At 54.9% G+C, this 11,791-nt stretch carries 10 protein-coding genes and 1 pseudogene; 8 read left to right on the top strand and 3 right to left on the bottom strand.

Annotation, left to right across the window (positions count from 1 at the left end):
- Nucleotides 1-48 precede the first annotated feature (48 nt).
- The 3 genes from ACF8D4_RS03035 (at nucleotide 49) to ACF8D4_RS03025 (ending at nucleotide 1,868) form a co-directional block, all read left to right on the top strand.
- On the top strand, nucleotides 49-831 hold the full coding sequence (locus ACF8D4_RS03035; protein ID WP_392468303.1) for a RelA/SpoT domain-containing protein: 783 nt from the start codon (nucleotides 49-51) through the stop codon (nucleotides 829-831).
- Between the two features lie 68 nt (nucleotides 832-899).
- On the top strand, nucleotides 900-1,304 hold the full coding sequence (locus tag ACF8D4_RS03030) for an SMI1/KNR4 family protein (RefSeq protein WP_025888807.1): 405 nt from the start codon (nucleotides 900-902) through the stop codon (nucleotides 1,302-1,304).
- 60 nt (nucleotides 1,305-1,364) lie between these two features.
- Entirely contained in the window at nucleotides 1,365-1,868 is a 504-nt protein-coding gene (locus ACF8D4_RS03025; protein WP_025009049.1) for a DUF4447 family protein, read from the top strand.
- A 46-nt stretch (nucleotides 1,869-1,914) separates the two neighbouring features.
- Here ACF8D4_RS03025 and ACF8D4_RS03020 read toward each other — a convergent pair whose 3' ends face one another.
- Nucleotides 1,915-2,541 (bottom strand): glutathione S-transferase family protein, encoded by a 627-nt coding sequence (locus ACF8D4_RS03020; protein WP_392468301.1) that lies wholly within the window; start codon nucleotides 2,539-2,541, stop codon nucleotides 1,915-1,917.
- Between the two features lie 229 nt (nucleotides 2,542-2,770).
- A pseudogene (locus ACF8D4_RS03015) lies at nucleotides 2,771-5,353 on the bottom strand (TonB-dependent receptor).
- A 434-nt stretch (nucleotides 5,354-5,787) separates the two neighbouring features.
- On the opposite strand from ACF8D4_RS03015, the gene ACF8D4_RS03010 reads away from it, so the two are divergent.
- From ACF8D4_RS03010 to ACF8D4_RS02990, 5 genes are all read left to right on the top strand, one after another.
- On the top strand, nucleotides 5,788-6,330 hold the full coding sequence (locus ACF8D4_RS03010) for a PH domain-containing protein (protein WP_345871253.1): 543 nt from the start codon (nucleotides 5,788-5,790) through the stop codon (nucleotides 6,328-6,330).
- Nucleotides 6,331-6,338: 8 nt separating this feature from the next.
- A complete protein-coding gene (locus ACF8D4_RS03005) occupies nucleotides 6,339-7,607 on the top strand; it encodes an Nramp family divalent metal transporter (RefSeq protein ID WP_345851284.1) in 1,269 nt (422 codons plus the stop codon).
- Between the two features lie 9 nt (nucleotides 7,608-7,616).
- A complete protein-coding gene (locus tag ACF8D4_RS03000; protein ID WP_392466328.1) occupies nucleotides 7,617-8,774 on the top strand; it encodes a serine hydrolase domain-containing protein in 1,158 nt (385 codons plus the stop codon).
- A 104-nt stretch (nucleotides 8,775-8,878) separates the two neighbouring features.
- Complete coding sequence (locus ACF8D4_RS02995; RefSeq protein WP_025009045.1) at nucleotides 8,879-9,343, top strand: DUF1456 family protein; 465 nt, start codon at nucleotides 8,879-8,881, stop codon at nucleotides 9,341-9,343.
- 225 nt (nucleotides 9,344-9,568) lie between these two features.
- On the top strand, nucleotides 9,569-11,257 hold the full coding sequence (locus ACF8D4_RS02990; RefSeq protein ID WP_144132812.1) for an NAD-dependent malic enzyme: 1,689 nt from the start codon (nucleotides 9,569-9,571) through the stop codon (nucleotides 11,255-11,257).
- 45 nt (nucleotides 11,258-11,302) lie between these two features.
- Here ACF8D4_RS02990 and ACF8D4_RS02985 read toward each other — a convergent pair whose 3' ends face one another.
- Entirely contained in the window at nucleotides 11,303-11,740 is a 438-nt protein-coding gene (locus tag ACF8D4_RS02985; protein WP_301560820.1) for a DUF3069 domain-containing protein, read from the bottom strand.
- Nucleotides 11,741-11,791: the final 51 nt, after the last annotated feature.

Genomic DNA, 11,791 nt, shown 5'->3' with positions numbered 1-11,791 from the left:
TACATTGGAGTCAAAGCCACTTAGAAGTCATTCTGGATGCGAGGCCCCATGACCCGATTATTCCGCACTTTCCTGGTTTTCCTGTTACTGCTTTCGGCGCGCACCGCCTACGCTCAGCCTTCAGAATATGAAGCTGAACTGAGAGAAGACAGCAGTTACAGCCTGCGCCAAAACTCGGCCATCCCATTCAATGCCCTCAAGAAACAAAGCTTCAGCGCCCCAAGGCAGCCCGTTTCCAGCCTCAATGCCCTCTATCAGCAGGCACCGATGGCACAAAATGAATTGCACAGTCTCCTGTCACAGGTAGCCAATCAGAGCCAGACCGAGCTGCAACTGGCCAAGGTGAAAGAGCGTCAACGGGCCGAAGCCAAGGTGGCACACAAGCTGAATAACAACCCCGCCGCCCTGACAGATCTGGTGCGAGCCACCCTGATAGCCGACAACCTTGATGACCTGCAGCTGGCCTTTGACACCCTGAATCATCAGGCCAATGTGCTGCAGGTCAAAGACAGGTTTGCCCAGCCCAAGGCCTCCGGTTATCGGGATATCAACCTGCTGCTGCAGCTGCCGAAAAGTGGCCTGATTGCCGAAGTCCAGTTGCACTTAAGGGAGATTGCCGCCATCAAAAACGGCGCCGAGCACCAAGTCTATGAAGAGGTGCAGGCGATGGAACATAAGGCTGCCCGCGAGCAAAGGCCTTTAAGCGAGCTGGAACTGGCAAGGATCCAGAAGCTGCGCCAGGAATCACACAAGCTGTACCACAAGGCTTGGTTGGGTTATAAACGCCAACAAACTCAGACTCTTGGTATAGAAAATACCATAGTCGCCTGACAAAGCTTGTCAGCGGCCAACAAGCCGCTATACTCCAGCGCATTGACCCTCGGCCAAAGCGTAAAATCATGCATGAAATCATAGAGCAACTGCAGGAACTGTCAGAGCAGGTTCCCGTACCGCTGGATCTGCCCGGCTTTGACGATCTGGTGGATATCGAAGAGCAGATACTCATCCCTCTGCCTTCGGAGCTGAAAGAATATCTGCTGCATGCCAGTGATGTTATCTATGGCAGCCTGGAGCCGGTGACCGCTGCCGATCCCCACTCCCACACCTATCTGCCGGAAGTGACCTCCTATGCCTGGTCGCTGGGAATGCCCAGAGATCTGATTGCCATTTGCCAAACCGGCGATGACTTTTACTGCATAGATCAGGAAGGTGTGGTCTACTTCTGGAACCAGGACGGCCTGGATGAAGAAGATTGCTGGGAGTCATTCTGGCAATGGGTCGAAGACGTCTGGCTGCAAAGCTGACACAGGCCGGCATGCCCAGGGCGCCCCGCCATCAGACACATAGAAAAAACAGGAAGCATTATGTCCAAACAATATCCGCTCAACGCCATCGAGTTTCAGTGCCTGCGCCAATCTCTTGGCTTGGGTACCGCCCAGGCCGCCGAGTTGCTGAAAGTCGATGAAGCCGAGTTGCTCTCCTGGGAAACGGGCGAGGCGCAGGTAAGCGAACTGGCCCAGAAAAAACTGCTGGAAATCGACGATATTATCGAAATGCAGGTGCTGAACACCTGTGATGGTATCGAGGCCATGTTCAAGAAAGAACCCAAGCGCCGTTTGGCCTTTGTGGTTTATCCCACCCAGGCGATTTACATCCAGTACAACCCTGAGTTTTTAAGCTCGTTGCCACTCACTGAGCTGTACAACACCGCCGCCTGGCGGATCAAGAAAGAGTGCAAACTGGTGCTGGAAGTGGATATCAGCCTGGTGCCATTGGATGTGGAATCCTACAAGGCCTTCAGAGAGCAGCAAGGCGGGCTGGGTGAGAGCCGCGAAAGCCGCGCCAAGTGGGCGGCCGCGCAGCTCTGAAATATCACGGCCCTGAAATACCGCGGCTTTGAAACCAGAGTTTGAATTAATCAGTTAAATTGGCGCTGGCTTTGTCCAGCGCCTTTTTCATTGCCGGACGCAGGTTAAGCCTGTCTCGGTAAGCCGCCAGTTTTGGCGGGATCTGCTGCTCAAAAATGGTGGCCCAGTTCAGGGTATGGGCCAGCAGTATATCGGCCACAGTAAATTCATCACCGAGCAAAAATGGGCTATCAGGCAGCCACTGCTCGGCAATGGCCGCGGCCTTGTTGAACTCCCATACGGCAGTGGCTTGAATCGCCGCCACCCGCTGCTCCTCCGGCAAGGCAAACCTGTGCTTGCCCATGGTCCACAACGGCTGCTCCAACTCGGTTATCACAAAGCTCAACCATTGATGATGATGCCCGGAGGCTGCCGTGCCTGGCTTGGGCAACAGACGCCCCTCACCGTAACGCTCGGCCAGATAGAGCATAATGGCCGCCGATTCGGTCAATACCAGACCGTCATCCTCGAGCACGGGGATTTTGCCGCAGGGATTAAGCGCCAGGAACTCAGGAGTGCGGTTCTGCTGCTTGGCCATATCAACAAAGTGAAACTCCCAGGGCAGTTCCAGCTCTTCCAACAACCAGGAAACCCGCAGCGCCCGGCTTCGCGGCGTGCCATAGAGTCGAATCATATTACTTTCCTTAAATTGCCCTGTCGCCATAAGCAATGGCTAACGCAGGTATGGTGGCAGAAAAGGCGCCCGCAGGCGCCATAATGATAAGGTCAACAACAACAAGATACTCCCACTGCCTCAAGCTTGTCACTCTGTCCTTATTTCTCGGCTCTTATCTCTCACCTCTTATCTCAACTCTCTAGCATCCGGCCCTTGCCAGTTTGCCATCAAGGGCCGGGTGCCTGCCTCAGAAGTTAAGACTGACCTTGGTGTAGATGAAACGGCCTCTGGGGTTATGCACAGACATCACATAGCCATAGAGATCCGCATCGCCATCGCCTATGGCAAACGGCGGCTCTTCATCCAACAGGTTGTTGACCCCGAGCGTCCACTTGAACATCTCGTTGAAACGGTAGGAAGCCTGCAAGTCCACCAGGAACTGGGCATCCACCATACGTGACTTGTTCTCGGTAAAGTCGAGGGCGCCGTCGAAGTTGATGTCCGGCGTATCTTCAAATTCGCCTATGTAGCTGACATTGAGGTTGGCGGCAAAGTCGCCCATGGTCCAGTTAGTGCTGGCCAGCCAGCGGTACTGGGGATACTCATATTCGCCGGTATAATCCAGGCCGTCCTTTTCAAACTTGTCCAGATAGCTCCACTCAAGGCCAAACTTAAGATCGCCATAGCTGTCCAGTTCCAGGCCGTAGTGAGCCGAGATATCCAGGCCCTGTGCCTCCTGGGAGCTTAAGTTAACAAAGCTTGAGTGAATCACATCAAGCACCCCGAGCGGCTCGCCACCGGCGGGGGGCAGACGCACACAGATAGCGCTGTTTTGATCATTACAGTTGGCGGCATAGATATCGCCCAGAGGCTGCTCGTCTATCTTGTTGTCCTGGGTGATGTTCCAAATATCGAAGCCGATATCGAACTTCTGGCTCGGCGCCCAGATCATGCCTATGTTCCAGGTTTCCGACTCCTCGGCATCCAGATCCGGGTTACCGGCAAATACCGTGTTGTAATCCAGCACCTCACAGTCGGCCTCTGAGATACCCTGAGCGGCGCAGGCATAGGTATCTTTAAAGAAGTTACTCTTTTCCGAAGGGCCCAGGCCTATCTGGGCCAGCGATGGTGCCCGGAACCCCTGGGCCCAGGAGGCGCGCATGCTCAAGTCTTCTGTCATGCCCCAATGGAACGCCACCTTGGGATTGGTGGTGGAGCCAAAGTCGCTGTAATGATCGTAGCGCCCCGCCAGTTGCAGCTCGAAGCTGTCGGTCACCGGAATGGAAAACTCCAGGTAGGCGGCATACTGATCGCGCTCGGCCGCGGCGGAAACCGCTTCAGTCCCGAAGATAAGCCCGCGCTGGAACTGCTCATCGGGCACATCGCTAACATCCTCTTCTCGATATTCCATCCCGGCGGCCAGCATGATATCCCTGTCTGCCAGGGTAAAGGCATGCCCCGAAATACTGGCATCATAGGCGGTAATATGTGACTTGCCCTGACGCACCAGACTGGTGGTAATGGCATCTATCACTTCGGGTGAGTTGATGGTGCCGCCAAAGGGGTTGTAGTTGCCGAGATTGATTTGCTCCTACAGATAGTCCACCCGCACCCAGCCCTGGCTGCGACCCCCTGTCTGGGTCGACTCACTGCGCCCCTTTTGGGCCGAGACTTCCCAGTCCCACTCCTTGAAGCTGCCGCGCAGACCGGCCACCAATCTCAAGCTGTCGGACTCGATATCCCAGCGGCGGGGACCGGCATCCACTGTGCGGAAGCGGCCTATGTCAATCTCCTGACCAAAAGGATTGTTGGGATGTGAACCGGGAACCGTCAAACCTGCAGTTTCATCCAGCGGTGTGGCGGCTCCACCGGCCTTGGAGGTATTGTGCTGAGCCGCCAGCTCCAAAAAGGCGGTCAGGGAGTCACTCAGGTGATACTCAAACTGACCTATGGCGCCTATGCGCTCGGCCTCGGGGATCACCAAGTTATAGGGGCCATAATCGAATAGGCAGCTGCCGCTCGATGTGGCGGAATCGGCCGGACAAGCCGGATCTATGGTCTTGACGCCATTGACATAGAAATACCCCGGAAAACCCCGGGAAGAACGGAAATCCTCCCCGCCCCAGGGCGACTGATTGGCGGTACCAAACTGCCCCATCTCATCGGCACTCAGGGTCGAGTTGCTGAAATAATCCAGGATCACAGACGCGCTACCCTTGTCACTCATGGTGCCCCACACCAGACTGGCGGTCTTTTCGTTGTAATTGGGGCCATCTGTGGCGCCATAGCCGAGATTGACTTCAATGCCTTCGATGTTTTTCCTCAGCACTATGTTGACCACCCCGGCGATGGCATCCGAGCCATAGATGGCCGAGGCGCCGTCCTTGAGTATATCTATCCGCTCAATGGCCGATACGGGAATGCTGTTGATATCGACAAAAGAATTGCTGACCCCTTCGGCAAAGGCACTGATGGAAACCCGGCGACCATTGATCAGCACCAGGGTCGCATCCGGCCCCATGCCACGCAGGCTGATGGCGGCGGCACCGTTGGCGGTAGAGTCCTGGCTGTTGCCGCGGGTAGAGAAAGTGCCGGCCCCGGCCGCCGGCATCCTTTCCAGCAACTGCTGCAGGTTATCGTAACCCATGTTGGCAATATCTTCTTTGCCTATGGATTGAATGGGCGATGGGCCTTCCATATCGGTACGTTTGATCCGCGAGCCTGTGACTTCGATACGCTCCACAGACTCCTCGGCCGCGAAGGATTCACCGGCAGAGGTCAAGGCAAGTGCCGCGGCGCAGGCACTCAGGGTGAGGTGAGGTCTGTTCATGATCATCCCTAATTTCTTCAGTTGTTTTTTGGAAAAACAACCACGACTACAAACTTCCGTGTTGTCATATTTTTATAACATTTACCAATTCAACTTAACTCTTTAATATCTAAAGTCAATGCCTCTAACTGGGGTAAATTTGATTTTACTGATATAGGAAGTCGCCATGTCCACAGCCGCCGCGCCACTGCTTCAGGCCCGCTTTGCCGATAATCTCGGACTCTATTGGTTGATGTCTGGAGTCGGGAAGGTGCAAACAAGTCCCATGTGTGCTCTGCGTCGGCTTACAGGCCTGGATGCAAGGCGTGGTTCGCAGCAAATGGCCCAAGTCCTTTGCAAGAAGCACAACACAGCAGGCAGGCCTGTAAGCCACGCCCTTTGGGGCTTGCACAGCAACCGGCTCTCTGCGTTATCCGACTTCGACAGGCCCCGGCATGCCTTCAGTCAGATGCCTTGAACGCCAATTGCTGTGCAAGCCAGAGTGCCACGAGGACTTCTTCGCACCTTCCCTAGCTCTCTGCCTCAGTATTGTCGGCATTCCCTTGTTGCTGCTATGGCTGCCCATTGGCTTGTGGGGCACACGCCGCTATATCGCCAACATGAGCGCCGAGCTGACCGAGCGTAAGCTAGTGGTGCGCCGCGGCCTGCTGACCCGCACCGAAAATACTGTGCCCTTGGATAAAATCACCGACATGGCGCTTATTCAGGGGCCACTGATGCGCCTGTTCGGTCTGAAGAAACTCAAGGTGGAAACCGCTGGACAATCCGGCAATGACGCCCTGATAAGCCTGGTTGGCATAGTCGATGCCGACGGATTTCGCGCCGCTGTGCTGGCACAAAAAGAGCGTTTGGATCACAAGGAGCCAAGCTCAAATGGACATGACAGCAACCATGAGCAGCTGATGTTACTCAGGGAGATCCGCTCCTCGCTGGTCAATATCGAATCCTTACTGGCCCGGGAAAAGAGCGCGCCATGAATGACACCATGCTGAATCTAAAAGGTTTTTCTTTCACTCACCTTAGGCACTTAATGGCCGCCATGGGCCCGGGCGTTCTGGTGGCCGCAGCGGCCATAGGCGCCTCGCATCTGGTGGCTTCAACCCGCGCAGGCGCCGAATTTGGCTGGCAGTTGGCCTGGCTGGTGGTGCTGGTCAATCTGCTCAAATATCCCTTCTTTGCCGCCGGAGCCAGATACACGGCGGCGACCGGCGAGAGTCTGCTTGAGGGCTATCTCAGGCAAGGAAAAGGCTATCTGTGGCTGTTCAGCCTGCTCAATCTTGTTGCCGCCATTGCCAGCACCGCCGGGGTCAGCATGCTGAGTGCCGCCATGCTGACTCAGTTTGTGCCGCTCGGCATAGATATTCTGTCTTTTATCGTGCTCTGCGCCAGTTTGCTGCTGTTGTTGCTTGGGCGCTACAGCCTGCTTGATCGCATGACCAAAGTTGTGATGGCGCTGTTGACCCTGGGCACTCTGACAGCCGCTGCCATGATGCTGGGGGTGGAGTCTGTGCTGGATAAAGACTTCGTCTCTCCCTCTCCCTGGCAATGGGCCTATCTTGGGTTTTTGATCGCCATGATGGGCTGGATGCCGGCACCGATTGAAGTCAGCGCCTGGAACTCACTGTGGCTGCTGGAGAAACAGCGCATCAATCAACAGCAAGCCGCTCTGAGCGCTGCCCAGGCCAGGTTGGATTTCGATATCGGCTATTGGCTCACCGCCCTGCTGGCACTGGTGTTTCTCAGTCTGGGGGCCGGTGTCATGCATGGCTCGGGAACCTCCTTTGCCGACTCGGGAGCCCAGTTTGCCGGGCAGTTGATCTCCCTCTACGCCAGCGTGCTCGGGGAGTGGAGCCGTATGCTTATCGCCTTGGTGGCGCTGCTGTGTATTTTCTCCACCACTGTCACTGTGCTCGATGGTTACAGCCGCACCCTGGATGCCGGTTGGCGCCTGCTGCTTGAGCGCCGCCCCAGCGGTAAACGCCTGGCGGGGATCATGCTGGTTATGTCGCTGCTGGCCTTGCTGCTGATCCTGTTCTTCAAGGGCGCCTTGTTATCACTGTTGGAATTGGTGATGATCCAGGCCTTTATGACCACCTGCATCTTTGCCTGGTTGAATCTACGGCTGATGAGCTCCAAAACCCTGCCGACTGAGGCTCGTTACGGCAGGGGCATGCAACTCTGGGGCTGGCTGGGACTCAGTTACCTGTTTGGCTTTGCGTTGCTGTTTATCTATTGGTATTTCTACATCAAATAAGGAAGTTGCATGAACTCCTCACCGCTGGCGCAGCCGCGCTTTTTAGGGCTAAAACTCTCATCGACAGTCAAAGGCATGAGCATGGCCTGCCTGCTGGGATTCACTCTTAGCCTAAGCGCTGCGCCGAGATCCGAACAAGAGCCGGCACCGGGCAAGGGTTCGGCGCCATCTGTCTGCCACAGCGAAGAGCTGACACGACAGCTGCTGCTGATAATCAAGCAAAACCCCCTGCCCTTCAGCGGCGTAATCGAGTTGAGGCAAGGTAAAAAGACACTGCTGAGTCATGCGGCTGGGGAAAGCCAAGGCAAACCCATCACCTCTGATAGCCAATTTGTGCTGGGTTCACTGTCAAAGCAAGTGTTTGCCGTCTTGGTGATGCGGGCGATAGAAATAGGCGATTTCAAGCTCAATGACAGCGCTGCCCTGCTCGGCAAAGAGGCCGAACTGGATCCGGCCATCACAGTTGCCATGTTGCTGAGCCACACATCCGGCATAGGCATCCAAGGACAAGCCTTGCTGTTCACCCCTGGCAGCGATTTTAAATACAGCAATGACAATTATTGGCTGCTGGCCGAGATCCTCAAGCGTGAAGGCAGCAGTACCCAATTGCTGCAGCGCTTCTTTGATGCCGAGGGGCTTGAGCTCAAGGCCCGCACCGGCAGTATTGAAAGTATTCAGGAACAGTTACCCAATCTGGCGATAGGAAGAACCGAGACAGACAGCGGCTTTGAAAGTGTGGCCGAGCAGTTGACTCTCACAGATAAGCTACTGGCCAGCGGCGCCCTTATTGGCTCCGCCTCTGCCTTTGCCGATTTTCAGCAGGCTCTGCATCAGGGGCAACTGCTTAGCCGTGGCGGCTATTTGCAGTTGCTGGCACCGAGAGGCAAACGCCCCCATCGTTGGGGCGAGTTGAATTATGCCGCCGGAATACAACTGAGCCCTGAGTTGCCCCTGGAGTTCAGCCACAGTGGTTACATAGCGGGTTATATCAGCACTGCGATTTATTATCCGGACTCGGGCTTCAATCTGGTGGTGCTGGAAAACACCTCTTGGTCACTCAAAGATATAGGCCGGGTGTTCGCCCTTCACGACAAGCTGCGACAGGCGGTGCGCGAAACGGCCGCGAACTGTCCACTGGAAAAAGCGGCAAATCTGCCCGGCTTTTAGGTATAATGCCGCAATATTGCGGAGCCTCCGCGCCTAACGCACCTAAGTCAATCGCCAGACAGTGTTAAAACTAAGCCGGGAGTCAAACCGGCCCAGGGACATTCATGACCAACAACGATATTCTGCGCCGCTTGCGCTTTGTCTTTAATTTCAACGACTCCAAGGTATTGCGTCTCTACGCCAAAATGAAGCGTGAAATGAGTGAAGCTGAGCTGGCCGGCCTGCTCAAGAAAGAAGATGAAGAAGGGTTCCGTCCCTGTGACGATCGTACCCTGTGCCAGTTTCTCGATGCCGTGATCATCGACAAACGCGGCCTGCGTCCCGGCAGTGGCATTCCGCAGCCGCTGCCCAGCCTGAACAACAACATCATCTTCAAGAAACTCAGAATCGCCTTGGAACTGAAAGAAGAAGATATTATTGCCATTCTTGAACTGGCCAACTTCCGCATCGGCAAGGCTGAGCTGAGCGCCCTGTTCCGCAATCCTGAGCACAAGCATTACCGCTACTGTGGTGATCAGTTGATGCGTAACTTTATCAAGGGCTTGTCACTTAAATACCGCGGTAAGTAAGCCAACAAGCAACAGCTGATATCTCCTTTGGAACCAGGCATCCGCCTGGTTCTTTGTTTTGTGTCGTTACCCTCTTAGGCTCAGGCCAACCCGGTTTGCCGCGTTTTAAACAAAATTTTTGCTCAAGCCCTCGCCTACAGGCAACAAAGATCACATTTCGTGGTAACCTATGCGGATTTAGATCACAGCCCATCATCCACAAGCAAAGAACATAAAAGGTTAGCCATGGACGATAATAAACGCCCCTTATATCTGCCTTTTGCCGGTCCGGCTATTCTCGAAGCGCCGTTGATCAACAAAGGTAGTGCATTTACCGAGGAAGAGCGTATTTTCTTCAACCTCGAAGGCCTGGTGCCCTACGTGATTGAAACGATCGAAGAGCAGGCCTCACGTGCCTACGATCAGTTCAAGAACTTCAGCAATGATCTGGACAAGCATATCTATCTGCGCAACATCCAGGACACCAACGAGACCCTCTTCTATCGTCTGGTTCAGAACCACATCACAGAGATGATGCCTATCATCTACACCCCAACCGTCGGGTTGGCCTGTGAACGCTTCTCCAAAGACTACCGCCGTAACCGCGGCCTGTTTATCTCCTATCCGAACAAGGATCGCATCGACGACATCCTCAACAACTCCACCCGTCACAAGGTGAAGGTGATAGTGGTTACCGACGGTGAGCGTATTTTGGGGCTGGGCGATCAGGGGATCGGCGGCATGGGGATCCCGATTGGAAAGCTGTCGCTCTACACCAGTTGCGGCGGCATCAGCCCGGCTTACACTCTGCCCATTACCCTGGATGTGGGAACAGATAACCCGCATCTGCTGGAAGATCCCATGTATATGGGTTGGCGCCACCAGCGCATAGGCGGTGAAGAATATCTGGAATTTATTGAAGCCTTTATGCAGGCGGTTCATCGCCGCTGGCCCGATGCCTTGATCCAGTTTGAAGACTTCGCCCAGAAAAACGCCATGCCGCTGCTGGAGCGTTACAAGGATAAATACTGCTGTTTCAATGATGACATTCAGGGAACCGCCGCCATCACAGTTGGCTCACTGCTCGCCGCCTGTAAGGCCGCCGGCACTCAGTTGAGCCAGCAAAGAGTTGCCTTCCTCGGCGCCGGCAGCGCAGGCTGTGGCATCGCCGAAGCGATTATTGCTCAGATGGTTTCCGAAGGGATCAGTGATGAGCAAGCCAGACGTCAGGTGTTTATGGTCGATCGCTGGGGACTGTTGCAGGACAATATGCCCAACCTGTTGCCATTCCAACAGAAACTGGCGCAAAAGCGCGAAGAGCTGCAGCAATGGAGCAACTTCGGTGACAACATCTCATTGCTGGATGTGGTCAACAACGGCAAGCCGACTGTGCTTATCGGGGTTTCCGGCGCCCCAGGGCTGTTCAGCGAGGAGATCATCCGCGCCATGCACAGCCACTGCCCAAGACCGATAGTGTTCCCGCTGTCCAACCCCACCAGCCGGGTTGAAGCCACGCCCAAGGATATTTTGCATTGGACCAATGGCCAGGCACTGGTTGCCACCGGCAGTCCCTTTGAGCCTGTGGTCATAGACAATCAGACCTATGAAATCGCCCAGTGCAACAACAGCTATATCTTCCCCGGCATAGGCCTTGGGGTATTGGCCAGTGGTGCCAAGCGGGTCTCTGATGAGATGCTGATGGCCTCCAGCCGCGCTCTGGCGGAATGCTCGCCGCTGGCACTCAACGGCAGTGGTTCTCTGCTGCCTAAGCTGGAAGAGATCCAGAAGGTCAGCAAGCACATCGCCTTTGCCGTCGGCAAGGTCGCCATCGAACAGGGTCATGCATTGCCGACTTCCGATGAGCTGCTGTTGCAGGCCATAGAAAGCAATTTCTGGCAGCCTGAGTATCGCCGCTACAAACGTACTTCCTTCTAAGAGCGTCCGTGCCCATAAAAAACCGGCTTTATGCCGGTTTTTTATTCAGCCATTGGCTATCACATCTCGGATACTGTTGAGTAAACGCCTGTCAGTACGGGCCTTTTTCAACTTGCGTACACTCTCCTTGAGAGCCGACTGTGAAATACGCTCAAACATGCCACCGTACTCCTTCTCGGCAATGGCCTCGTCGGTATCCGCCAACTGGGCGATATCCTGGGCCATCAAACTCAGTTGCAACCAGGCCGACGCGATAAAAAAGCCGTGAAAATCGGCTCTCGGCAGTAACTTGGCGGCACTTGGCGGCAACTTGTCCCAAGCCTGTTTGAACTCGGACGGCTTATCATCCAGCAATTCTTCAAACAGATTGTCATAGGCTTCTTTCAGCGCCGTGGGCAACTTATCCATAGGCAGTACCTGAGAGCAGATATTGATGGCGGCGCTTCGCGCCTGCTGCCGGTATTGAGCATCAACTTGGGTCATGGTTTTTTCCGTCTAAAAGCGATTGGCGGCGAGTATAGCACCGGCAATAAA

The organism is Shewanella sp. YQ_9, assembly GCF_043103185.1.
GTDB lineage: Bacteria > Pseudomonadota > Gammaproteobacteria > Enterobacterales > Shewanellaceae > Shewanella > Shewanella algae.
The sequence above is the reverse complement of the archived record's forward strand: the minus strand, read 5'-3'. Positions and strand labels throughout refer to the sequence as shown.

What these genes read in the sequence shown, in the direction of transcription:
- ACF8D4_RS02990 (WP_144132812.1), top strand. Translation starts at nt 9,569, where the DNA reads ATGGACGATAATAAACGCCCCTTATATCTGCCTTTTGCCGGTCCGGCT.
- ACF8D4_RS03000 (WP_392466328.1), top strand. Translation starts at nt 7,617, where the DNA reads ATGAACTCCTCACCGCTGGCGCAGCCGCGCTTTTTAGGGCTAAAACTC.
- ACF8D4_RS03010 (WP_345871253.1), top strand. Translation starts at nt 5,788, where the DNA reads ATGCCTTCAGTCAGATGCCTTGAACGCCAATTGCTGTGCAAGCCAGAG.
- ACF8D4_RS02985 (WP_301560820.1), bottom strand. Translation starts at nt 11,740, where the DNA reads ATGACCCAAGTTGATGCTCAATACCGGCAGCAGGCGCGAAGCGCCGCC.
- ACF8D4_RS03030 (WP_025888807.1), top strand. Translation starts at nt 900, where the DNA reads ATGCATGAAATCATAGAGCAACTGCAGGAACTGTCAGAGCAGGTTCCC.
- ACF8D4_RS03005 (WP_345851284.1), top strand. Translation starts at nt 6,339, where the DNA reads ATGCTGAATCTAAAAGGTTTTTCTTTCACTCACCTTAGGCACTTAATG.
- ACF8D4_RS03020 (WP_392468301.1), bottom strand. Translation starts at nt 2,541, where the DNA reads ATGATTCGACTCTATGGCACGCCGCGAAGCCGGGCGCTGCGGGTTTCC.
- ACF8D4_RS03025 (WP_025009049.1), top strand. Translation starts at nt 1,365, where the DNA reads ATGTCCAAACAATATCCGCTCAACGCCATCGAGTTTCAGTGCCTGCGC.
- ACF8D4_RS03035 (WP_392468303.1), top strand. Translation starts at nt 49, where the DNA reads ATGACCCGATTATTCCGCACTTTCCTGGTTTTCCTGTTACTGCTTTCG.
- ACF8D4_RS02995 (WP_025009045.1), top strand. Translation starts at nt 8,879, where the DNA reads ATGACCAACAACGATATTCTGCGCCGCTTGCGCTTTGTCTTTAATTTC.